Source organism: Pelobium manganitolerans (assembly GCF_003609575.1).
Classification (GTDB): Bacteria; Bacteroidota; Bacteroidia; order Sphingobacteriales; family Sphingobacteriaceae; genus Pseudopedobacter; species Pseudopedobacter manganitolerans.
The window spans coordinates 95,667-119,436 of record NZ_MBTA01000023.1 but is presented as its reverse complement, the minus strand read 5'-3'; the positions used below and the strand labels follow the sequence as shown (position 1 = coordinate 119,436).

Sequence of the window (23,770 nt, the reverse complement as noted above, 5' to 3'; positions counted from 1 at the left end):
TTTGGCAACCCTAAAGTAGGAAAGATTATTTAATTGTCAAATCCACAATTAATAAAAAATGTAAATACGACAATTAAAATACATAACAGACTGGTTTACAGACAAATAATTTTACATCCTGATAAAAGTATTTCCTATAAAATCACGAAAATGCGGGTTTCCTTCCTACTCCTAGCCAACAGCCAAGCCTTTAATATGGGGTAAAAACCGTCTTCCAAATCGGCATCAACCAAATTAATTTTAGATTGCGCGCACTTGATGGCTAAGGTTTCTTTAAACGCCTGCAATTTTTCCCGGTAAATTTCCTGGTAGGCAGAGGGGTTAAGTTTGATATTCTGGCCGGTTTCAACATCTATAAAATGATGCGGACGGTTTGCGAAGTTGAATTCCTGTTCGTGTTGTTTTTCTAACACGTTGAAAACGATGAGTTCGTTTTTATTATATTTAATATGCTGCAAGGCCGAAAATACCTCGTCGACACTGGCATGGTTGCCCGGGCTAAAAAGCATATCTGTAAAAACAACCACAAAAGAGCGTTGCGGAAGTTTATCGGCAATACGGTGCAAACTGCTTGCTAAATTTGTTTGCTGTGTGTTTACCGGCGAATTCAAGTTTTTAGAAAGCTCGTCTAAAATAAACTTTTGATGTGCCGTGGTAGATTTTGTTGGCGTTGATAAACTGATTTCGTTGCTAAACAAGGTTAAACCGAAGGCATCCCGTTGGCGCTTTAACAAATTGATGATAGCGGCACTAGCTAAAGCCGAGAAAGCAAATTTACTCATCCCATTTTCGGGATAATACATTGACGAGGAAACATCCAGCACCAATTGGCAACGCAGATTGGTTTCTTCTTCAAAACGTTTTACAAACAACTTTTCTGTGCGTCCGTAAAGTTTCCAATCTATATTTTTAACAGAATTGCCTTTATTATATAAGCGGTGTTCTGCAAATTCTACCGAAAAGCCATGGAACGGACTTTTATGCAGGCCCGTGATAAAACCCTCAACAACCTGGGTGGCTAGTAGTTCTAAATTGCCAAAATCATTGTGTTGCTCTAAATCAAACCTGGGTTTTACCATGCTTAAATAAACAAATAATTTGTGCGTTAAACAAAAAAAGAGCACCTAAGCACTCTCTCCTTATTATTAACCCTAAACTTTATTTACTTCCATTTCTTACAAAAGTTCCATTTTTATTAGTCCAGCTTAAACCGTAAAACTGGTCATCGGTGCTAATATCCGGGCTGCCATCCTTATCCAAATCTTGCACCCTAACTAAATTAATCCACTTCGCGCTTGCTGATGCTCCATCAGAGCCGAAGGCAGTTTTAGTTACATCTGCAAATTTTGAGCCCTGATTTTGCATTAATTGAAGATAGTAGCCTTTATAATAGCCTTGCTCTCCTTTACCGTCGCCGGTGCGTGTAACCAAAACATCGGTTTTGCCGTCTTTATCATAATCGATAAAATCAATATCCACCACTACACCAAAACCGAATACCGCTGGGATAGCAAGCATTTTAGAGGTCATGAATTTACCGCTGGCATTGCCCAACAAAATCATGGTTTGCGCACTGTTATGCTCGTGCCCACCGGTTACGATATCCAAATAGCCGTCGTTATTAACATCATACAATTCAGACGCGTAGTAAGCTTTACCCCATAAGTCGCTCGGATAAATACTTAAATCCTCGGTAAAATTGCCTTTACCATCGTTTATTAAAAACCTGCTGATGCTCTTGTTATCGGTGATGAACAAATCTAAATCCCCGTCGTTGTCTATATCTCCGGCTGCGGCGGATGCAATGTATCCTTTAGCCAGAGAAATGTCTTTGCTGGTAAATTTACCGTTATTGTTCATTAATATTTTAGCGGTTTCGCCGGTGTATGAGCCCGCATCAAATCCGGAACCTACAAAAAACACATCTAGCCAACCGTTCTTGTCAAAATCTCCAACAATGGCTTTCCGAGGATTTAACATCGTAGGAACCGCTCCGTTAAACACAGATTGGTCTTTAGCGAAAGAAAACACATCATTTTTATAATATTCCAGTTCTACCGGCGCCTTCCCGTAAGTGTTGCTCGCTCCGGCAATAATATCCATGTCACCATCTTTATCAAAATCGGCATAGGCGCGGGCAGTGTAAGCATCTTCATGATAAGCAACATTTAAAGAAGTTTTTGTAATAACACTTGCCAAATCAATGTATAAGTTGTTTTGGATATAATTATAATAGGATGTTTTGCTGTTGGCCGCAAAATCTTGCACTAAGCCAACTAACAACACGCTACAATTATAACGCACCATTGAACCGTTGCCTGCAACTATGGTAATATTATTGGTTTTACTTACGTTGATAGCCGTTTGATCGCTTCTTATCTCTTCATTGCCTATGCGCAGTGTTGCTTCTTCCGACAATTTAAATGTAGGCACCAAACTACCCAAATCAACCCCTTTAGGCACTTGCATGGTTAAATTTTGGCCATCTACTACACATATATAATCACGGTCCAAGCCCGGATTATTTGACTGCAAAAAAGCAAATTCTACTAATTCTTTGGAGTTAGAATGCGGAGAAACCCCCGGCAACTGTTCCTTTTCGCAAGATGCAAACAGGATTGCAACAGACAAGATGAGCGATAGGTAAAATTTTGTTTTCATATATTGCGTTTAGTTTGTCACGCATTTTTGTACGTGTGTTTTTTGTTTAAGTTTCAATGGTGTTGTGCAAAGCCCTTGCTAAAACAAGCACCTTAAACGTATTTGCAATTAATCATCCACAACTTAAAAAGAACATAAACTACTATATATCAGTAATTTAAATAAAAACACAAAATAGCCATTACACACAAAAAGGCTTATAATTTTCCCGCTTCGAGCAAACAACTCCACGCTTTTTAATTAAAAAAATATAGGTTCATTAGTAGGCCTTGGTAAGCATTGTGGATAAAAAAAGGCGTGCAACAAACGCCACAGACACGGTTTTAGGGGCATTTCACCTTTTATCCACAGCGTTTCGGAATACGGCGCATAAAATGTACTTTTACGGGTATTTGAGTAAAAAATATAATGAGCGAAGAAAACGATCAGAAGTCAAATTATTCAGCCGATAATATTCAGGTTTTAGAAGGCTTAGAAGCCGTACGTAAACGCCCGTCCATGTACATTGGCGACACCGGTGTAAAAGGTTTGCACCATTTAGTTTACGAAGTTGTAGATAACTCTATTGATGAGGCTTTAGCCGGATATTGTAACGATATCCAAGTGATTATCCACCAAGACAATTCCATCACTGTATCTGATAACGGGCGCGGTATTCCAACGGGCATCAATAAAAAAGAGAACAAATCTGCCTTAGAAATTGTAATGACGGTGTTGCACGCCGGAGGTAAGTTTGATAAAGATACTTACAAGGTTTCTGGCGGTTTGCACGGTGTGGGTGTAAGCTGCGTTAACGCGCTTTCTACCCATTTCAAAAGTTTGGTACACCGCGAGGGCAAAATTTTTACCCAAGAGTACGAGCGCGGAAAGCCGATGTTTGATGTTAAGGTGATTGGCGAAAGTGACAAAACGGGTACGATACAAACATTTAGCCCGGATCCGGAGATTTTTACGCAAACTACCGAGTACAAATTTGATACCCTTGCAGGACGTTTGCGCGAGCTGGCCTTCTTAAACAAAGGCATTGCCCTAACGCTTACAGATGAGCGGGAGGTGCAAGAAGACGGCACTTTCTTGAGCGAAAGATTTTACAGTGAAGGCGGTTTAAAAGAGTTTGTACGTTACCTAGACGATACACGTACTCCTTTAATCCCGGAAGCTATATACATTGAAGGCGAAAAAAACGGTATCCCCGTAGAGTTGGCTTTTACCTACAACAACTCGTACAGCGAAAACGTACATTCTTACGTTAACAATATCAATACGCATGAGGGCGGTACACACATTGCCGGTTTCAGACGCGGTTTAACACGTACTTTAAAGTCGTATGCAGATAAATCGGGCTTGCTTAAAAACGTGAAGGTTGAAATTACCGGCGACGATTTTAGAGAGGGTTTAACCGCTGTTGTTTCTGTGAAAGTACAAGAACCGCAGTTTGAGGGACAAACAAAAACTAAGCTGGGCAACAACGAAGTTACCGGGGCTGTTGATGTTGCGGTTGGCGAAGCTTTGGGGAACTTTTTAGAAGAGAACCCAAAAGAAGCAAAGCTGATTGTAAATAAAGTAGTATTGGCCGCAACCGCAAGAGCTGCCGCGCGCAAAGCCCGTGAAATGGTACAGCGTAAAAACGTAATGGGCGGCTCGGGTTTACCCGGGAAACTGGCGGATTGTGCCAATAAAGATCCTCAGGTTTGCGAACTGTTCTTGGTTGAGGGCGACTCGGCGGGTGGTACCGCTAAACAAGGTCGCGACCGCGATTTCCAAGCAATTTTGCCGTTAAAAGGTAAAATTTTGAACGTGGAAAAAGCCATGGAGCACAAAATTTACGAAAACGACGAGATTAAGAACATTTTTACGGCTTTAGGTGTGAGTATAGGTACGCCGGAAGATGATAAAGCCCTGAACTTGGAGAAACTGCGTTATAGCAAAATCGTAATCATGACGGATGCTGATATCGACGGATCGCACATTACCACCTTAATTTTGACCTTCTTTTTTAGGTACATGCGCGATTTGATTGAGTTTGGCAACGTTTATATTGCGGCACCGCCACTTTATCAGGTAAAAAAAGGAAAAGATTTTGAATATTGCTGGAATGACATCCAGCGCGATGAAGCCATACAGCGTTTAAAAGGCGCCGGGAAAGAAGAAAGCGTACATGTACAGCGTTACAAAGGTTTAGGAGAGATGAATGCCGAGCAGTTGTGGGAAACCACTTTAAACCCGGCTACCAGAACTTTAAAACAGGTAACTATACAAAATGCGGTAGACTCTGACCATATTTTCTCGATGTTAATGGGCGATGAAGTTGCTCCGCGCCGAGATTTTATAGAACGGAACGCTAAGTATGCAAAGATTGATGTTTAATCTTTCAAAATAAGCGAACACAGCCGATGTTTTTTAAGCATCGGCTTTTTTATGGGATTTGAAATTCATGGAATTTTCAGTTTAAGATGATGGTCCCTCCATCTGTTTGGGAACAATAATTGATAAAATTATGATAGCCTTAACTGGTAAAACTTTAAAGGTTAAGAACCCATCAAAAATTAAAATCAGAAACCATGAAAGAAGAAATTTTAAATCTCGAAAAAAAATACTGGGAAGCAATGGCCGCACATGATTACGAAACGGTACGTAGTTTAACGCGGTTCCCATGCATTGTTGCCGGTAAAAATGGCGTCATGAGTGTTGATCAGCCCGAATACCAAAAAATGTTTGAGCAAGGTAAAGACCGTAAAATGAAAGTTGGTAAAATATCCGAAGAACAAATTGACACCGGAGAAGGCTATGCTTTGATTGCTTATAAAATTGAGCTAGATTATAACGGCAAAATGATGCAATGTGCCTGCACCTCTACTTGGCTAGAAATACGCGGAAACTGGCTTTGTGCCATGCATACAGAAACAGATTTGGAAGTTGCGAAGAGTTAGTATAGACCAAAGATTAAGGAACAATGAGCAAGGATTGAATTTGCCTAGTGAACTTTTGCAACTAGTGAACCAATTAATTCGAAACTAATTAACTCGCAACTAATAAACTCGAAAACCAATGAACTTTCAACTAATGAACTCAAATAAATGAAGATAGCAAGCTATAATGTTAATGGGATAAACGGAAGGTTAGAGGTATTATTGAAATGGCTTAAAGAAGCCAATCCTGATGTTGTTTGCTTGCAAGAGTTAAAGGCAGAAAACCATAAATTCCCCAAATTAGCCATTGAAAACGCGGGCTACCACGCCATTTGGCACGGGCAAAAAAGCTGGAATGGCGTTGCCATTTTATCCAAAACAGAAATAAAACAATTACACAACGATTTGCCGGGCACAGATGACGAGTTTACGCACAGCCGGTACTTGGAAGCTTTTACAAACGGGGTAGTAATTGCCTGTGTTTATTTACCAAACGGTAACCCTTTCCCTGGACCTAAATTTAATTACAAGTTACGCTGGATGAAACGTTTACAAGAACACGCTGATAGTTTAGTTAACAAAGATTTGCCTGTTATTTTCGCAGGCGATTTTAACGTGATGCCCACCGAGCTAGATACCTACAAACCAGAAAAATACGTCGAAAACGCACTTTTTAGACCAGAAACGCGCGAGGCTTTTAAAACTTTAGTGGCGCAGGGCTGGACAGATGCCGCGCGTACTTTGCACCCAGACAAACGAATTTATACTTTTTGGGATTACTTCAGGAACGCCTACGGGCGTGATGCGGGTTTGCGTATAGATTTCTTCTTGCTCAATAAAAACATTGCGCCACGTTTACAACATTTTGAGGTTGACAAGCATGTGCGTGGTTGGAAAGCCACCAGCGACCATGCGCCGATATGGATTACATTAGCCGATCAGTAACTATCGTAACGCTTTTAAAAATTCTTCCATAAATTGAGGGAATACTTGCAGGTGCGGGATGTGCCCCACTCCGTCAAACTCCACCAGTTTTGCATGAGGGATTTTGCTGGCTGTAGCTTTACCCAACTCTTTATAAAGGCCGTGTTTGGCTTGTTCTGCTTTGTTTAGTAATGCTTTGCCAACAATAGTGTGGTCTTTTGTACCTACCATTACGGTTGTGGGCACCTTTAAATTCTCAAATTCGTACACCACGGGTTGCTCGTATATCATCACTGATGTAAGCGCCGAAACCATTGCCCATCGCGGATAATCTGCACTCGGGATTACGCCGGCAGCAATATCAACTAAATAGTCATAATCGGCGCGCCACTCTGGGAAATAAGAATTTTGATAATAAGATTTAATGCTCTCCGCAGATTTTTTCAGTTCCGATTGATAATTTTCGGCTGCACTTTGGTAGGGCACAAAAGTCCGGTAATCTTCTAAGCCGATGGCATCTTCCAAGATCAAACTGCTTGTTCGCTCGGGAAACATCAAAGCAAAGCGTGTAGCCAACATCCCACCCATAGAATGCCCTAAGACGTTTACTTTATCTACGCTCAAGCTATCTAATAACATTTTAGTTTGCTTGGCCATTTCATGAAAACTATAATGGATAATGGGCTTGCTAGATTTTCCGAAACCTATCTGATCCAGAACAATTACTCGATAACCTTTTTCCGTTAAAGCTTCAATAACATTGCCCCAGTAGTAGCCACCAAAGTTTTTTCCGTGGAGCAAGACAACTGCTTTCCCGTTAGCCTCAACTTTGGGCTTTACGTCCATATAGGCCATCCGCACATCCTGATTTTCAACTTTTAGAGCGAAATATTGGACCGGATAAGCGTAATCTACGTTTTCTAAAGTAATGGATAAAGTATCTTTTTGGGCAAAAGCAAAAAGCTGAGTGGCACAAATAAGCGCGGATAAAAGGAAAGTTTTCATAACGTAAATATTGGCTTTTTTCACAAAACAGTACCAGCCAAGATGGCGATAGTGGTTAAATAACTCTAATTCGCAAGCCGTTTAACCTCTCGTCTATAAGCAATTGGCAGGATAACCTTACGCCAGCATTTGAAGCGTTCATTTTGGCCAAGGTTACGGTTTCGTTTCTTCCGTAATCTGATAAAGGTTGTTGCTGATTTAAAACCTGAACCATGCAAGTCCCGCATTTACCCATACCCCTGCAGTCGCCAAATTCTTCATCGGCAAACTGGTCGTAAATGAGCATCATTAGATTAACGTACTCGTTACGGCGGACGCTAACTGTATGGCTTTCGCCCTCGTAAATAAGTTCAAAAGTTATGTTGCCTTGCATTACAAAGCCGGAATCCAAAATTTATCGGGATAGTTATCTACAAAATTGCTAGGTGTGTGCCCTTGTTTAGCGGAAACAATAGCATCCAACTGCGCGGTACTTAAACCCAATACCAAACTTGGAAACAGTACACGCTCTTCAAAGTTAATGTGTTGCCGTAACAGCAAAGCCAGTTCAGAAAAATGATGCAGTGCTATATGTTTGCCAGAAACAATTTTCTCCAATTCCGCTTTTATTAACTGATGATCTGCTACGGCTTTTTTCGAAAAATCATCTTCCAAGTTTAGCAGAACCATCTCTTCTTCATCAAAATGATCTTTTAAATGGGCGTCCCAAAAATACCGGATATAATCCCGTATCCGCTCTAGCGAGATATTTAACAGAACCCCCTCTTCTATATGCCTACAAAAAGCCATCTCCAGACGATGATCTTCAGATAACCTTTTGATATAGGAATTCTCAGAATTTAACATCGCTCTTGCATTTAACCTAAATCAAATATCGCCATTTTTAGTGCGCGGCACTATTCTCTTTTGTTTCGATACCTTTTACCGCTTTCATAATACGGGCAATACTAAAAGCCCGTTTTTTTGCATTCTCTGCAATTTCGCCTATAAAAAGGTCATCTAAAGTTTGGTGAAACAGCGCAAGCCAACGCTCAAAATGTTCCTTAGCTAACGGCAAAGGCATGTGGCTGGTTAAGGGATCATCTTTATACTCGCGTGTATACAGTAATAGCGTGGACCAAAAACGCACCATTTTTTGCAAATGCGCAGGCCAGTTGTTTTTAATTACCGGATCAAAAATAGGGAACAACAGCGCATCAGCACGTACTTTATCATAAAAAGTATATACCAAAAGTTCAATATCCGCAACGCTCGTTATTTCTCTTTTCTCGGAAGATGTCATCGTGTTCACTTAATAAACTACTTTATGTGCATCGCCACCCAAAGCGGCCAAACGTTTCATAAACATTACCGCCATCATTTGCGCTCTGTTTTTTGCGTCTTCGGCCATAATCCCTTCAAAATTGTGGTTGATGGTTTCATCAAAAAGCTGTAACCATCTATCAAAATGCGGTGGCTGTATGCCTAAAGGTGCGTGTTTGGCAAAAGGGTTTCCTCTAAAACCCGGCACGCCAAAAAGCGCGGCATTCCAAAAGGCATACATTTTTTGTAAATGTGGTCCCCAGTCTGCTATGGCATTCATAAATATAGGACCTATAAAATCATCATCACGCACTTTTTGGTAAAATTCGTCTACAAAAAGCTTAATGTCGTCTAATCCTTCAATGTCTTTCATAGCGTTAAATTTAAAATAAAGAGACGGCACTTGACGTGATATGGAAAAACGCTGCCCAGCCAATAAATAAAATAATAAGAATAACAATCCATATTGGGATGCTGTGCGGTGTTTCGCTACCGTGCAAAATAAAAGATGTTTGATTTCCTTTTCCGTAAGAATTAATCATTAATGGCACAACGCCATCGACAACTTCATTCTTCTTTAAGCCTTCTATGGCAATGGCCGGTCCGTTACGAACGGTGAACGGCACCAGTTTGATCCCCTCTTTGCCCGTATGATCTTTGCTCACAATTTTTAAAATATGTTCGCCGTCGGTTAATTTGGTGGTATCTAACTCAAATGACACCGGCGTTGGAAAAACCCCGATTGACTGAATATCATCATCAATAAATAAAGCGACTTCGTTTTGACTTTTCATTATTGTTGGTTTAAAATAGCGTTTTTAATGTTGTTGTACTTACCCTCGTGCTGTGGTTTTAAAAAACAACGGATGGTTGCGTATAAGGTATAAACGGTAATAATTACCATGGCAATAACCACAAAATAATCCCAATTGCTTTGCGGACCGCCACCGTGCGTAATGCCACGGAGTATTTTCGGTTGGTTTTGGTTGCAAACTTCACAGGCTTGGGCAACCGCTTCTGCCAGCAACAAGTAAATAACCGCCAAGCTGGTTTTGAATATATTTAGTTGTTTCATTTTACTTTCCAATTTCTGCTAACACTGCTTTAACTTCATCAACGGTAACTTTGCTGGCGTTGTTGCCCCAGCTGGTACGTTCGTGGTTAATGATGGCGGTAATTTCCTCGGGTTTTAAATTGTTGTTTACACCGATGGGTGGCATCTCTGCAAAACCTTCTTTTACTCTGCCGTTATAGCCCTTCATAATTACGGTAATTAAAGCTTTGGGGTCTGCATCTGTTACAATGGAGCTACCTTTCAATGCTGGGAACGCGCCTGGCAAGCCCTCGCCATTTTGTTGGTGACAAGCTTGGCAATTTGCTGCATATAAACTGGCACCATCTAAACCGGCATCTTCTGTTTGTGTGCCCATACCTTTCAAATCTGGTGTTGATTGTTTTGGGTACAAGAATTTGGGAACCGGACGGCCATCAGGCAAGCTCACTTGTTTTAAAGACTGCAGATAGGCCACCAAGTTTAAAGCATCCTCGGTAGCAACAATATCGCCTTTTATGTTTTTGCGGTACTCTTCTGGCACTTGCACGGTTACATCGGCCGCGGCCGCTCTTTCTTTAATCTCGAACAGCCAAGGGTAAGCCGGCATAATAGATTGCGCCACCACAGACCGTGGCTGAAATAAGTGGATCAAATGCCACTCTTTCCCCGGTTGCCTTTTCCCGATATTGGTCAAATCGGGACCGGTACGTTCAGAACCCATTAAGTTAGCGGTGTTGCGCCAAATATCCGGACGCTTGTTGCGCGCGTAATCTGATGCTACACTTGGTCGTTCGCCCCAAAATTTATCCATCTCTACGTTACGGACCTGCTGCGTATGGCAGGCTACACAACCCTCTTTTACAAACACTGCTTTTCCTAAAGCTTCTTGTTCTGATAAGGGCTTGCTGTTAGGCAAAGGTGCATTGTCGTTTTGCGCTTTGTAAGCCGGTATTAACGCCGCGTACAAGGTTAATGCTAAAAACAGCAACAATGCCGCAATGTAAAGACGTTTATGATTGTTATAGATTTCCATGTTGTTTCCTGAGAATTAATCCTCTTTTTTTAATTGTTCAAAAACCAAAGCTTGCTGGTTGGCGATGCCTCCGCCACGTGTCATCGAATATAAATTATACGCAAACACCAGATGCGAACCCCACATTAAAGAACCGCCAATTGCTCTCCAAACCCAGTATGGCGCCATGTTAGCCACCGTATCAATAAAAGGCTTGCCTTCCATCCACTCAACGCCTCTTATAGTACTTCCAATCATCAGCGGAACGGTATAAAACATCATCCCTATTAAAGCCATCCAAAAATGGGCACCTACCAAAGCATGCAAGGGTTCTTTGCCGGTTAAGCGTGGCACCAAAGTGTAAACAAAGGCCCAAAGAAAAAACGCGATAATGCCATACATAGTTAAATGCGAGTGTGCCACGGTAAAATCTGTAAAGTGCCAATACAGATTGGCCGTACGGAAAGCTTCGGCAGTACCCTGAAAAGAGCCCGTGAAGTAGAACACAATACCTACCAGATAAAAAGGAAGCGTGTAGCTTGTACCTAATTTATGGAAATTGCCACGCATGGTCATTAAAAAGTTGGTAGTGCCTGCCGCAACCGGTATCAGCATTCCCATACTGCCCACAATTGCTGTAGTTTGCAACCACCAAGGAATAGCGCTAAAGATAAAATGGTGCGTACCAATTACCGTGTAAAACAAAATTTGCGACCAAAAGGCTAAAATCCCTAAACTGTAAGAGTAAATAGGCGTGTTTAGTTGCTGAGGTAAAAAGTAATATACCAAGCCCAGCACAAAAAGCATAAACCACATGCCCACGCCCTGGTGCATATAATAACCTTGGGCAATGGTTTCGCCAAGGCCGTTTTGCCAAAACGGAAGATAACCTACCAAACTAATTACGATGGTGAAAATTGCTGCCGAAACGATGTACCAATTAGACACATAAATTTCTTTCGGTTTTCTTTTGGCGATAATGGTGAGATAATTACCCAAAGTAATGGCCAGCCCAATGCCAAATAAGAGCATGATAGGCCAAATGTATTCGCGGTATTCGCCCCCGCCGTTATTAACACCCGCCATTAAAGAAATAGTTCCAAAAAACACCGATGCATTAATTAGCCAGAAACTTGCCCAGGCCCAGCTTAACGATTTTACTGCCGTATTACTTACCGTGTACACCACATAATAACCCAAACCGATCATGGCAAGTGAGCTCCAGCCCCAAAAAACCATATTGGTGTGTACAGGTCTTAAGCGTCCAAAGCTGAGCCAGCTTACATGGTCCACATCTGGCGACACAAATTTTATCCCTAGATATTCGCCTATTGATGTACCTAGCACCAACCACAGCGTAGCAGCGCCCAAGTACCAAATAATCATTTTGGCTAAAGCCGGATTTACCTGTGGTCTTTTAGCAGAACGTTTTTTAGCTGGCACAAACCGAATGTTTACCTGATTAGGCTGGTTGATTAGGCCTTTTTTATCTTCTGGAGGCAAGGTGCCTGCCAACTCATGGTTGCTTAGTTTATAACTGACAGCTTTTTCTCTTTGTGCTAAAATAGCCGAAAGTTGATCTGCATCAGCGCTTTTCAACTCTTCTAGCACAGCGTTCTTCTGTGCGCTAGCTTCTCGTATTTTTATTTTAGCAACTAAAGCGCGTACCTTAACAGTTACTAAATAAACTGCTATTAGCAAAGGGATTAAAATAAGTACGATGGTGATAATTACACCGGGGTTAGATATTACGTCTCCTGCATCCTGCTTTTGTGCCATTGCACTGCTGCTTGCCAACAACAGCAACAAAAAAACAACCGCGGAACGCCAACTGCGTGCATTAAGCCTGCTCTTCATTTTTGTGTGTTTTGTTAAGTTTTGTAATTAAGATGTTTAATTCATCTGCATTTAAACTATGCAGATTGGTATTTAGCCACTTCCCTTTTGGCGCTTTTTTACCGCTTTCTCTCAGTAAATTTAAACTGGAGTTTAAGCTCCACAGCAATAAAGCCAATCCGATTACCGCAACCACAATTAACACGTTAATAATGATTTGAAGATCGTTTGATGAGATTTTGGCGGCACTCTGGCCTATGTTTGCCTGTGTGGCGGTTTGCAAAATATTTATCATTTGTATTTATAAAATATTAAGACCTTATTATCCTTTATTATTCAAAAATAGTTTACTTTTTAAGATTGGTGATTCCCAAGTTTAAATCTTCGGTAAAATCACCGATACTGGTTTTCACCAACATTTGGTGTATGTTTTTACGGATTACCGCAAACTCTGCATGCAGAGGGCAAGGTTTTTTTTCTGAACAGGACACCAAACCCAAACCGCAACCCACAAACAAACCGTTTCCGTCTACCGCCTCCACTACATCCACCAAAGGGCGTCTAAGGGTCTGCTCGTCCATATAAAAACCTCCGTTGGGCCCTTTCGCCGATTTTACAATTCCCCGGCGACTTAAATCCTGCAAAATTTTGGCTAAAAAATGTTCGGGAGAGCTAATTCCGGTGGCAATTTCCTTAATACCTACCCTATCACCGCTCTCGGTACGGTGTGCGATAAAAAAAACTGCTCTGATTGCGTATTCGCAGGTTTTAGAAAAAATGCTCATTTATTTGTTATGCAAAGATAATCCGAAATCTAATAATAAAAGAGTTTTTTATCTTTTATTTTTTGATGTGCTTACCAAAACCGAAACCATGGCTTTTTGAATCCAATCCACAATTTTCCGTTTTCTATTTTTGTAGGGTAATTTTTAAGGTAATCACCTTGCCCTGGCGCACCTCTTCCGTTTAAAAGTTGGTACTGGTAGCGGTGCACCGGGCAAACTAAAAAATCGCCTTTGCACCAAGCATTGCTTAAATCGGCACCGGCGTGTGGGCATTTGCTAGCAAAAACGAAAAAACTTTCTTCTTTACTAACTAACAACAGTTTTTTACCATTTATATAAATGGTTTGCACTTCGTTGCTGTTTAAGGAAGTCAGCTCAATAGAAATCCACTTCATTTCTTCTGGCGGTTGTATCTTATCATCTGGCCAAAATCAAACTTTAGTTCCATGGCCTGGATTAATTGGGCAATACGCTTGGCTTTGGTAGCATCAGTTTTTGCAGTGTTTATCCAGTTCACAAAATAGCGTTGTTCAGATTCGCGCCGGTTAAAAAACTCACTTTCCGCTTTAGCGCTATCGCTTAGGCAGATGCGAAGCTCATCCGGTATAACAAGCTGATAGTTTACATCCTCCTCAATTTGTAATAGCACGCGCTCGCCTTTTTGTTTTTTTATAGCCTTTAAAATGCTCTTCTTTAGGGGTAAAATGTAATTGCCCTCGCCCATTGGCACTAAGGCCATTCCGCCAAAAGAAAAATCGTCTATTCTGCCGCAAACACGAAAACTTTTGCGGTAGTTTGGCTTTAATTGATGTGCAATTTCTTGCGAGATAAAAAGATAAGTCCAGCTGGTTTTCTCCCCTTTATCCGCAAATTTCTCTATCTCAAGGTTTGGGCAAATCATCCCGAAAGATAAAAAAATAGCCCGAAAAATTTACTTCTTGAATTTGTAGTTTAAGCCCATGCCTTGGTAGTTATAACCCACCACCGGACTAATAGAAAGATTACTTTTGTTACCTTTTTTATGTAGTTGGGGAACCAGAATACCACAAGCTGCACCAACACCAAAACCCAGAAGATTATCTGTTAAAAAATGCTTACCGCCTTTTAAGCGCAAATAACCCACACTGGCCGGAATTATGGCAGCGGCGGTCCAGATATAAGGTTTTAGTTTTGAGTCCGGATGAAAATCAGAATATACTTTAGCTGCAAAAAACGTGGCGGCGGCAGTGGCGGCGGTATGGCCGGCAAAAAATGATCGTTGCTCGTCTTTATCTTGCCGAAGCTCTAACGGTACATTGGTGTTATAAACTAAAGGTCGGCTACGTTGCACTAAACCAGCGGCCAATGTAAAAGATGCCGCTGCTGCCGACATGGTTTCTACAAACATCACCGATATTTGCCCAAAGTGGCTCCGCTGGTCTTTATCTAACAAAGCTACAATTGGCGCTACTGCAAAAGAGCCATAAAAAGGGATATAGCTATCTTTATCGGCCTGTTCCGAATAATTTCCGGTAGCAAAGCGATCGATAAAAAAGACATCATCTTTGGATTTGCTTGCCACCTCGGCGGCAGTTAAAGCGTCTTTATTTTTGATGAGCGTTAAGCCCAAATAGCTTAAACCAATGCCCGCGGCTATTGCAGGCCCATCGTATTTAAAACTGGTTTCGTAAGGCGATTGGCTTTGCGCAGATGCACCGCCACAAGAAATTAACAATGCGGATAAAATGATTAGCGTAGTATTTTTCATAAAATGATTTATACCGCTCGCAAATCAATTCTTTTGCCAATTTTAAATTAAAGCCTTCGGCCAGCTTGAAAAGCAATTTAGCTTAGGTTTCGGTCCCTAAACCATACTTCATCGGCCTGTACAGAAAAACATTCTAGCTGTTCTAACACGCTTAGGGCATCGCTGGCATTAATTACCAAATCACGGTTGGTGGCTTTCAGAAATTTCTGTTCTACCATTACATCCAGTTGCTTAAATAAAAAATCATAAAAACCCTTATAGTTTAATACGGCAATAGGTTTCTGATGCAGGCCCAACTGCAGCCAAGTAAGCACTTCAAAAAATTCTTCAAGCGTACCAAAACCGCCCGGCAATATTAAAAACGCATCAGCAATGTCGGCCATTTTTTGCTTACGCTGATGCATGTTTTCGGTTACTATCATTTGTGTAAGCCCTTTATGGCCCACTTCTTTCTCCAGCAAAAACTGTGGAATTACGCCAATGGCCTCTCCGCCTCTGCTTAAAACCGCATCGGCAATGATTCCCATTAAGCCTATGCTTCCGCCGCCAAACACCAAACTAATGTTTTTGGCTACCATCTGCGTTGCCAAATCTTCCACCACAGCTTCTAAGCCAGCATCGCCGTTAAAATTTGCGCCACAGTAAACGCATACAAATTTTAGCATAAATAAATAGCTACTTCAAAATACGGGTGCTATTGTACAAGTTGTGCCAGTCTTGCCTATCCAACTCGATGTCAAAAGCACTTACAATATTTTTGATGCGGCCTTTATTACGTGTACCTATCAAAGGCAGGGCGCCTAATTTTAACAGCCACGCTATCGCTATAGACTCTAAGTTGGTGTGGTATTTTTCGGCCAGTTGATCCAGTTTTTCGCGCATCACCACCTCAATTAAATCCATTCCCATTGCTATCCTGCCTTCTGCCAAAGGCGCTAAGGCAAATGGTTTCATGTATTTTTGTTTCATGTAGTCAATCTGCCCGTTTTCTAGCGCGCTGGTATTCAGCAAATTTAACTCTACATGATTGGTTACAATTGGCAACTTCAAATAACTGCTTAACAGCTGGTGCTGAAACACGCTAAAATTACTTAAACCTACAGCTCTAATTTTACCTTCTTGCTTTAAGCGATATAATTCTGCCGCGGTTTCTTCCAAATCGGCCGTCGGGTCTAAATTATTCAGCAGAAAAACATCCACATAATCTGTCTGCAATTTTCTTAAAGATTGATGCAGGCACTCGTTAATATGCTTGGCAGAATTATCCAGGTAACGTGTTTTTATTTCTGGTTTTGATGGATGGGGTTCGCACAAACCGCATTTGGTAAACAGCACAACATCTTCACGTTTTACGGCGCTGTTTTTTAAAACTTTTCCAAAAACCTCTTCGCATTGGTAATTGCCATAAATATCGGCATGGTCAAAGGTGTTTATGCCCAGCTCCATGCAATAGTTAAAAATATCTTCCATTTGCTTCGCCAAATCCTGCTCTACATCGTTCCAGCGGTAAAAACCATAAACGGCAGCAGAAACTTTTGGTCCTGCATCACTTAAATAGGTATGTTTCATGTATTTATTTTTTTGGCGGATAAAGTGATTTCCGTCTGATCCGACCTGTCTTTTTATCCGATTTAAATTTAAGAGAATTCGGAGCACTTCTCCTAATTTTTTAGCCTCTTAAAACATCCGCGCCAAAATAATCACCGTATTTACAATGCGTACAGCAAGTGCAACTTCAAAAAAATGAGTGCCATAAAATCCTAAGGCTCGAGATTAAAACTAACACACCCACAGCAACCAGCATTTTTTTGAGTGGCAGCTTTCCAGAAAGGCGCGCGGCAAATGGAGCGGCTATTATACCGCCTAAAATAAGGCCAATGATGGTGCCGATGTGACTTAAACCTAAAATGATAAAGAACGTTAAAGCACTGGCCAAAGTCACAAAAAACTCGGTTAAACTTACAGATCCGATGACATATTTGGGCGTTTTTCCTTTGGCCACCAAAGAACTGGTAACAATTGGTCCCCAGCCGCCGCCACCAAAAGAATCCATAAAGCCCCCGAAACCCGCCAGCCATCCCGCATTTTTTATTTTTTCGCTAACGCGATTTTTTTTAAACGCTTTAGATAAAATGCGAAGGCCCAAAAAGAACGTGTAAGTTGCAATAAGGGGTTTTACATAGGCAACATACTCATCGCCAATGGAACCCAGTAATACCGCACCGGCAACCGCGCCAATAATGCCCGGAACAAGCAAAACTTTAAAAAGCTTTTTATTTACATTACCAAATTTGTAGTGGCTAAAGCCAGAGGCGGCGCTGGAAAACATTTCGGCGGTGTGGATACTTCCCGAAATAACGGCGGGGTTTAACCCCGCCGAAAGTAGTAAAGTGGTAGACATTACCCCGTAACCCATCCCTAAAGCCCCGTCAACCATTTGCGCTATAAAACCGATGGCCAACATCAGGAAAAAAGTTTCATCTACATGTTGATGCAGAAAATCTAAAATCTTATCGGCGCCGTATAACTGTGTTACAACTACCAATAACAAAACAATACCGATAAGACTGAAAAACTTAACATTTATTAGACCAGCGTACTTGTAAAAAGCCGATTTGATGGCAGAGAACATAATTATTTAGCTAAAAGGTTATCAAAAGTGAGGGATAGGTAATACAGGCCTCCTATGGTTGGACCGCCCGCGTATTGCACATATTTAGTGTTAAATAAATTGGAAGCACCAAGTTTAACGGCAGCCTTCGCTTGCGGAACTTTATAACTTATTTGAGCATCAAAGGTGTTGTAAGCTCGCACTTTACCATTTACCAGAGGACTCTCCCACAAAAATGCATCTTGCCACCTCCAAAGCACGTTAAAACCCAAATTCTCCACAATTTCTCTGTTTCCGAAAGATAGGTTGGTGGTCCAGTTTGGAGTGTTAAAGCCGGTTACAAAAACGTCTTTCTGCTTATTTTCTGAAATAGCATTATAGCTTACATTTCCGGACAGCGTATATTTTTGGTAAAAATTATAGGTTAAGCCTAAAGACGAACCATAGTTATTATAAGTGTTTTTGGCGTTGGTATAAACGCGATAACGCGTTTGTTGCTTATCGCGGTTTGCGCGTATCATGGCATAAACAGCTTCATCTGTACCTACTTTTAGCTGTTGCCCAAAACCCGAGGTATAAGGCACTGAAACTTCAACCTGGCCCAAAAACCCGTCGTATTGGTTTAGGTAAACATCTACATCTACCACTAACTTATTATCCAGCAGAATACTTTTATATCCGGCCTCTAAAGAGTTGATACGCTCGGGCCGGGTTGCAGAGAGATCGGTTATTTTTAGCAGGGATTTATTTTTTAATGCCGCTTCTTGCGGGGTGAGGCCGTTTGCCACATCCGCGTTAAGCGCTGCATTAAAAACATCGCTAGAAGCCAAGGTATAAGAATTATCCAAGTAATTTAAGCCTTCGTTAATGTACGAAAGGCCACCTACACGCCGCACGTTTCCGTTGTTTACAAAAGAAATAGCTTCAAATAAAGCCGGGAAACGGTAGCCGTTTTGTACAGATATGCGGAAGTTATGCCGCTGGGCCAAGGTGTAAACGGCTGCTAATCTCGGATTCAGTTTAGGATCAAATTCTGGATTATAATCTAGCCTTAGCGAACCAAAGAGTTTCAATTTTTCTTCGAAAAAGGTTTTGGTAATTTGGGCAAAACCACCAAACTTTTTGTAGTAAACGTTTTTGCCGAAAGAGCCATCAGCTAATGGCGTATTCCTTTCCGCTACCGGCCTGTTAAAATCCACAAAATTGTTTCCGTCAGGGATAACCTCGTAAATTCTTGTATCGGCGCCAAGCAGTAAATCAGCAAACTTTATTTTTCCCGCTAGGTTCCATTGCGCATCTGCATGATAGGTACGGCTGTGCTGGTTAAGCCATGCTCCGCCTGTTGCCGGTGCGCCCGCAATCACTGCGCCATTATCCCAGTTGTTAATTTTTATGATGGTATTTTTTAGATTGTTAAAGGCAGGTGTGCCGGGTTCAACACGGCTGGCATCGGCTGCCGCACGGCCAATTTTTAAAGCTGCCGCCAAAGGGGTGCCTGCATTAAGCGCGTTTTGCAAGGCCGACTTAAATTTTGCTCCCCAAACCGCGTTTGTGCCGCCACTGGTAATCTCTAAATTATCAACCAAAGGTTTGATGTTGTACGAGTCGCCGGTGTTTTCTACTGAAACATAAGATTTTATGAAATAATTTGCGCCTTTTAGCTCCAGTTTATGATTTTGAACCGTCACGTTATCCATTTGGATTTTGTTTCCGCGCTGAAAAAGGCCGTCTAATTTCCCATAGCGGTAGCTATAAGATAGTTCTGCCTTGTCTGTAATGCGATAATGTACCGCAGCATCAAATTTTAAATTATCTACCGTTGGTTGGGTAACATCTTTCTCCCAATAACCCGTGCGCCGCACCAAAACACTCTGATTTGTGCCGTAGCCGGGGATGTTTAAACCGCTAAGCGTTACTCCGTTACTTCCATTATCGTCGCCATATTTGTTCCAAGCATCATAAGCGGGGTTATCAACATCGGCATTTAAAGCCTCAAATTTCGGATTTGCCGTGTTTAAGCTGTTTGGGTTTTGGTTGGTTTTGGTATTTGATAGCCAATCTGTACCTCTTAAATAATCAAGATTCAACTTAAAAGCCACTTTATTTTTAAAAGCTTTGGCGTATCTGATTGCAGTTTGCGTAAGATTGCTTAAATCTCTGCCGGTACCGCCGCCAACATGGTTTATACCGGTTTTTTGATAAAGGCTTAAACCTTGGTAATAGAAGGGACTTTTAGTAAGCAGGTTAGCCATTCCGTTAATCGCATTCATCCCATACAAAGCAGACGCCGCGCCTGGGGTAATTTCAACGCTGGCAATATCCAGCTCGGTAGGGCCTATTGCGTTACCGAGAGGTACACCAAGCGTACCCGCCTGCATATCAACCCCATCTACCAATTGTACAAAACGGAAATTGTTAGGAATGTTGAAACCTCTGGTATTTGGCACTTTAAATGTTAAACTAGAAGTAGTCATTTGTACGCCTTTTACATTTTCCAAAGCGTCATAAAAAGTAGATGCGGGAGATTCCCGGATAGCGCGGATATCTAATTTTTCAATGGCTACCGGCGATTTTAAGATGCTTTCTTCAACCCTGGAGGCGGTAACCACTACCTCTTGCCCCAGTTGAGATTGGGTAAGAAGCGCAATCCTTAAATCTGAACCGGGACCGTCAATTCTAAATTCTTGTGGCTTAAACCCCAAACTGGAAATAACAATGTAAAACGGGTAAACCGCTTTTCCGCGCAATTTAAATTTACCGTTGGCGTCTGAAGCGGTGCCGTTAACGGTGTTTTTTATGGTGATGCTTGCACCGGGCAACGGAAGCTGATCTTCCTGATTAATAACGGTGCCCGATATGATGATGAAATTGTTGCCCTGGGCTTTTGCTGTAAAGCTAAAGACAAAAAACAGTAAGGTAATATATATATGTTTCATGTGTATGTTTATTGATGATAAATCTGTTGAATTGTGTTGAGAGAATGCTTTTTTATTACATCAACAACATCGCAAAACACTGAACACAAACCTGTTAATTAAGCTTTTCATGAATATTTTCTTTAAAGTCTAGTAAAATAGTAGACAATGATAAAAGGAATAAATTTAAAATAAAACATAAAATCTACTGATTATATAGATTTATCTGATAATCAGTGAAATAAAATTCAACCAAATTATTGTTGACTTGATGTTGAGCTAAAAAAATGTATGTTTGGATAAAAAAAGAATTGCTTACCAAACGAACCAAATACGCTATAAAAGCACTGATTGCATTGGCAAAAAATGCCGAGAATAAACCTATGCTGATTGTGGATATTGCAAAAAGCGAGAAGTTGCCCAAGCGCTTTTTAGAATCTATTTTATTGGATTTGAAACGTGCTAAACTGTTGGGCAGCAAAATGGGCGCTGGCGGAGGTTATTTTTTAATGAAACCTGCTAAAGAAATCATGGTTTCTGAAATTATTAGATGCTTTGACGGCCCTATTGCATTATTGCCCTGTGTGAGCATAAATTTTTACCAGCGTTGCGAAGAATGCGAAGATGAATTGAACTGCAGCATCAGGGAAATGGCGCAAAAAGTACGCGATGCATCCATCGGAATTATGGAAAATACCAGCATTGCTGATTTGATGGAACGTGAAAAAGGTTTACAGGGAGGAATATAGTTGAGTGATTCTGTTTTTAAAAGTGGCAGATGATTTATAACAATGTTCCAAATGAGCTGATTGTCAATATTATCATACGCATGGATAATCCTGTTTCTTAAGTCAACAATTTGACGAGCGAAGGAAAGTTTTAGATTAACTTCAATTCGCAATAACCTGCCTACAGCCTCTCCTATTATTTCTTACTCCCGTTCTACCGCTCTGCGTTTTGTCTTATTTGACAAATATTCGCTATACAATCTTTTATTTTCGAGACGGTCATCAATAGCGCTGAATAGAAGACAATATATCAAAACAAAGTTTTTTGACATGGAGGCTCATAGCAACCTTTTCTTCGATTTGTTAAAACTTTCCAAAAATAAGGATTTGACAGAGTGGATTCTTCGATCAATTCTATATCGCGTTTTAGCAAATTTTGTAGAGCATACAAGAGATTAAAATAATTTTCCGCATAGTTTTCATTAACAATACTTGAAAACTTCACGACGAAATCTACATCACTTCTTGAATTCATTGTACCATCGACAGCGCTTCCAAAAAGATAGGCCTGTTGAACCTGATGCGCTTTCATTAGATTTTTTATTCCTTCTAAATTTGTTTTTACTAATTTCTGCATTTTAGGAAGTGCTAATTTAGTTCGATACTTTCTTATTAATTTAAAAGAAAAGTTTAAAACAAAAAATCCGCAAGGTTTGGACCCTTGCGGATTTGCTATATCAACCAAAAACAACCAGTTATGATCGCTATCTGCTGTAATTTGGAGCTTCTTTGGTGATGGTAATATCATGCGGGTGCGACTCGCGGATGCCCGAAGAAGTGATACGTACAAATTGCGCTTTTTGCAAAGCTGAAATATCTTTAGCGCCAACATAGCCCATACTTGCTTTTAAACCGCCTATGTATTGGTGCATTACCTCGGCCAAGGTTCCTTTGTAAGCTACACGGCCTACAATCCCTTCCGGAACCAATTTTTTAATATCGTCTTCCACGTCTTGGAAATAACGGTCTTTAGATCCCTGCTCCATAGCTTCCACAGAACCCATTCCGCGGTACGATTTAAATTTACGTCCCTCATAAATAATGGTTTCACCCGGTGATTCATCCACTCCTGCAAAAAGCGAACCCGCCATAATAGAGCTTGCACCGGCAGCAATTGCTTTGGCTATGTCGCCCGTGTGCTTAATCCCGCCATCCGCAATTACCGGAACGCCCGTACCTTCTAAACCTTTTGCAGCTTGGTAAACCGCATAAAGTTGTGGCACGCCCACACCTGCTATAATACGGGTGGTACAAATAGAACCCGGACCAATACCCACTTTAACTGCATCTGCACCGGCATCAGCTAAAGCTTTTGCACCTTCTGCAGTTGCTACGTTTCCGGCAATCACCTGCAAATCTGGATAAGCCGCTTTTACTGCTTTTAGTTGGTTAATCACACCTTTTGAGTGGCCGTGCGCCGTATCAATAGCAATTACATCAACCCCGGCTTTTACTAATGCAGCCACGCGTTCCATGGTATCGTGCGTTACACCAACGGCCGCGCCTACACGTAAACGCCCGTGCTCATCTTTACAAGCCAGAGGGAAATGTTTGAATTTTTGGATGTCTTTAAACGTAATTAAACCGCTCAGTTTGCCTTCGCTATTAATTACCGGAAGCTTTTCGATTTTATGTTCTTGCAAAATCAGCTCGGCCTGCAATAAAGTAGTGCCTTCTGGTGCGGTAATGAGCTTATCTTTGGTCATTACATCGGCAATCTTATGGTTCATGTTTTTCTCGAACCTTAAATCGCGGTTGGTAACAATGCCCACCAGCTTATGATCTTCGGAAATAACCGGGATACCGCCAATTTTATTCTCGCGCATGATTTTAAACGCATCGCCAACCAAAGCATCTTTATTCAGTGTCACTGGATCCTGAATCATCCCGCTTTCTGATCGCTTTACGCGACGGACTTCATCTGCCTGCGCAGCAATGCTCATGTTTTTGTGCAACACACCAATACCGCCGTTTTGCGCAATGGCAATGGCCATGTTAGAATCCGTAACGGTATCCATAGCGGCGGAAACTATGGGCACGTTTAATTTTATTTTTTTGGTGAAATAGCTGGAAGTATCAACTTCACGTGGCAGCACTTCGGAGTATGCGGGCACTAAAAGCACATCGTCATAAGTTAAACCGTCGGCCAGAAATTTATGGGGATCAAGTTGCATAGCAAATAAATTAGGGTACTCTATTTGCCGCACAAAGATAGCTTTTT

The 23,770-nt window shown here is 41.3% G+C and carries 26 protein-coding genes and 1 pseudogene; 4 read left to right on the top strand and 23 right to left on the bottom strand.

The genetic code is table 11. The features are described 5' to 3' along the window. Positions 1-134: 134 nt before the first annotated feature. On the bottom strand, positions 135-1,079 hold the full coding sequence (locus BCY91_RS09160) for a DUF58 domain-containing protein (protein ID WP_120181654.1): 945 nt from the start codon (positions 1,077-1,079) through the stop codon (positions 135-137). A 79-nt stretch (positions 1,080-1,158) separates the two neighbouring features. Next, positions 1,159-2,661 (bottom strand): FG-GAP repeat domain-containing protein, encoded by a 1,503-nt coding sequence (locus tag BCY91_RS09155; RefSeq protein ID WP_120181653.1) that lies wholly within the window; start codon positions 2,659-2,661, stop codon positions 1,159-1,161. Positions 2,662-3,069: 408 nt separating this feature from the next. Between BCY91_RS09155 and gyrB the strand changes: the two genes are divergently transcribed. From gyrB to xth, 3 genes are all read left to right on the top strand, one after another. Beyond that, complete coding sequence (gene gyrB / locus BCY91_RS09150) at positions 3,070-5,028, top strand: DNA topoisomerase (ATP-hydrolyzing) subunit B (RefSeq protein WP_120181652.1); 1,959 nt, start codon at positions 3,070-3,072, stop codon at positions 5,026-5,028. Positions 5,029-5,222: 194 nt separating this feature from the next. Continuing rightward, entirely contained in the window at positions 5,223-5,591 is a 369-nt protein-coding gene (locus tag BCY91_RS09145; RefSeq protein WP_120181651.1) for a nuclear transport factor 2 family protein, read from the top strand. A 147-nt stretch (positions 5,592-5,738) separates the two neighbouring features. Further along, entirely contained in the window at positions 5,739-6,515 is a 777-nt protein-coding gene (gene xth / locus BCY91_RS09140) for an exodeoxyribonuclease III (protein WP_120181650.1), read from the top strand. Here xth and BCY91_RS09135 read toward each other — a convergent pair whose 3' ends face one another. From BCY91_RS09135 to BCY91_RS09050, 18 genes are all read right to left on the bottom strand, one after another. Next, a complete protein-coding gene (locus BCY91_RS09135) occupies positions 6,516-7,499 on the bottom strand; it encodes an alpha/beta fold hydrolase (RefSeq protein WP_120181649.1) in 984 nt (327 codons plus the stop codon). Between the two features lie 55 nt (positions 7,500-7,554). Further along, complete coding sequence (locus tag BCY91_RS09130; protein WP_120181648.1) at positions 7,555-7,872, bottom strand: 2Fe-2S iron-sulfur cluster-binding protein; 318 nt, start codon at positions 7,870-7,872, stop codon at positions 7,555-7,557. Beyond that, positions 7,872-8,345, bottom strand: a complete 474-nt coding sequence (locus BCY91_RS09125; RefSeq protein WP_120181647.1) for a hypothetical protein — start codon at positions 8,343-8,345, stop codon at positions 7,872-7,874. The genes BCY91_RS09130 and BCY91_RS09125 overlap by 1 nt, the downstream gene beginning before the upstream one ends. A 37-nt stretch (positions 8,346-8,382) precedes the next feature. Beyond that, a complete protein-coding gene (locus BCY91_RS09120; protein ID WP_120181646.1) occupies positions 8,383-8,781 on the bottom strand; it encodes a group III truncated hemoglobin in 399 nt (132 codons plus the stop codon). 9 nt (positions 8,782-8,790) lie between these two features. After that, on the bottom strand, positions 8,791-9,174 hold the full coding sequence (locus BCY91_RS09115) for a group III truncated hemoglobin (RefSeq protein WP_120181645.1): 384 nt from the start codon (positions 9,172-9,174) through the stop codon (positions 8,791-8,793). Between the two features lie 10 nt (positions 9,175-9,184). Continuing rightward, on the bottom strand, positions 9,185-9,595 hold the full coding sequence (locus tag BCY91_RS09110) for a cytochrome C (protein ID WP_120181644.1): 411 nt from the start codon (positions 9,593-9,595) through the stop codon (positions 9,185-9,187). Further along, positions 9,595-9,876, bottom strand: a complete 282-nt coding sequence (locus BCY91_RS09105) for a hypothetical protein (RefSeq protein WP_120181643.1) — start codon at positions 9,874-9,876, stop codon at positions 9,595-9,597. The genes BCY91_RS09110 and BCY91_RS09105 overlap by 1 nt, the downstream gene beginning before the upstream one ends. A 1-nt stretch (position 9,877) precedes the next feature. Further along, entirely contained in the window at positions 9,878-10,888 is a 1,011-nt protein-coding gene (locus tag BCY91_RS09100; RefSeq protein ID WP_120181642.1) for a cbb3-type cytochrome c oxidase subunit II, read from the bottom strand. A 15-nt stretch (positions 10,889-10,903) separates the two neighbouring features. Then, a complete protein-coding gene (locus BCY91_RS09095; RefSeq protein WP_120181641.1) occupies positions 10,904-12,724 on the bottom strand; it encodes a cbb3-type cytochrome c oxidase subunit I in 1,821 nt (606 codons plus the stop codon). Next, positions 12,708-12,998: a hypothetical protein gene (locus tag BCY91_RS09090; protein WP_120181640.1), complete on the bottom strand. Its 291-nt coding sequence runs from the start codon at positions 12,996-12,998 to the stop codon at positions 12,708-12,710. Before BCY91_RS09090 ends, BCY91_RS09095 begins: the two co-directional genes overlap by 17 nt. Before the next feature lie 52 nt (positions 12,999-13,050). Next, entirely contained in the window at positions 13,051-13,488 is a 438-nt protein-coding gene (locus BCY91_RS09085; protein WP_182995345.1) for an RrF2 family transcriptional regulator, read from the bottom strand. A 71-nt stretch (positions 13,489-13,559) separates the two neighbouring features. Next, on the bottom strand, positions 13,560-13,883 hold the full coding sequence (locus BCY91_RS09080) for a Rieske (2Fe-2S) protein (RefSeq protein ID WP_120181639.1): 324 nt from the start codon (positions 13,881-13,883) through the stop codon (positions 13,560-13,562). Next, the gene (locus BCY91_RS09075) at positions 13,880-14,389 is read right to left on the bottom strand and encodes a DUF1905 domain-containing protein (RefSeq protein ID WP_120181638.1); all 510 of its coding nucleotides are present in this window, start codon (positions 14,387-14,389) and stop codon (positions 13,880-13,882) included. Before BCY91_RS09075 ends, BCY91_RS09080 begins: the two co-directional genes overlap by 4 nt. A gap of 30 nt (positions 14,390-14,419) precedes the next feature. Then, a complete protein-coding gene (locus BCY91_RS09070) occupies positions 14,420-15,235 on the bottom strand; it encodes a phosphatase PAP2 family protein (RefSeq protein WP_120181637.1) in 816 nt (271 codons plus the stop codon). Positions 15,236-15,312: 77 nt separating this feature from the next. Continuing rightward, positions 15,313-15,900, bottom strand: coding sequence for an LOG family protein (locus tag BCY91_RS09065; protein WP_120181636.1), 588 nt, complete (start codon positions 15,898-15,900; stop codon positions 15,313-15,315). Positions 15,901-15,910: 10 nt separating this feature from the next. After that, a complete protein-coding gene (locus BCY91_RS09060; RefSeq protein WP_120181635.1) occupies positions 15,911-16,804 on the bottom strand; it encodes an aldo/keto reductase in 894 nt (297 codons plus the stop codon). A gap of 166 nt (positions 16,805-16,970) precedes the next feature. Next, complete coding sequence (locus tag BCY91_RS09055) at positions 16,971-17,867, bottom strand: sulfite exporter TauE/SafE family protein (RefSeq protein ID WP_120181634.1); 897 nt, start codon at positions 17,865-17,867, stop codon at positions 16,971-16,973. 2 nt (positions 17,868-17,869) lie between these two features. After that, complete coding sequence (locus BCY91_RS09050) at positions 17,870-20,782, bottom strand: TonB-dependent receptor (RefSeq protein WP_120181633.1); 2,913 nt, start codon at positions 20,780-20,782, stop codon at positions 17,870-17,872. Between the two features lie 290 nt (positions 20,783-21,072). Between BCY91_RS09050 and BCY91_RS09045 the strand changes: the two genes are divergently transcribed. Then, a complete protein-coding gene (locus tag BCY91_RS09045) occupies positions 21,073-21,510 on the top strand; it encodes an RrF2 family transcriptional regulator (RefSeq protein ID WP_120181855.1) in 438 nt (145 codons plus the stop codon). A gap of 59 nt (positions 21,511-21,569) precedes the next feature. Here the strand turns inward: BCY91_RS09045 and BCY91_RS17875 are convergent. The 3 genes and pseudogenes from BCY91_RS17875 to guaB form a co-directional block, all read right to left on the bottom strand. Continuing rightward, a pseudogene (locus BCY91_RS17875) lies at positions 21,570-21,662 on the bottom strand (DUF86 domain-containing protein); the annotation flags it as partial. A 137-nt stretch (positions 21,663-21,799) separates the two neighbouring features. After that, positions 21,800-22,297 carry a nucleotidyltransferase family protein gene (locus tag BCY91_RS09035; protein ID WP_120181632.1) on the bottom strand — a complete coding sequence of 166 codons (498 nt, stop codon included), beginning with the start codon at positions 22,295-22,297 and terminating at the stop codon, positions 21,800-21,802. Next, complete coding sequence (guaB, locus tag BCY91_RS09030; protein WP_120181631.1) at positions 22,254-23,723, bottom strand: IMP dehydrogenase; 1,470 nt, start codon at positions 23,721-23,723, stop codon at positions 22,254-22,256. The genes BCY91_RS09035 and guaB overlap by 44 nt, the downstream gene beginning before the upstream one ends. Positions 23,724-23,770: the final 47 nt, after the last annotated feature.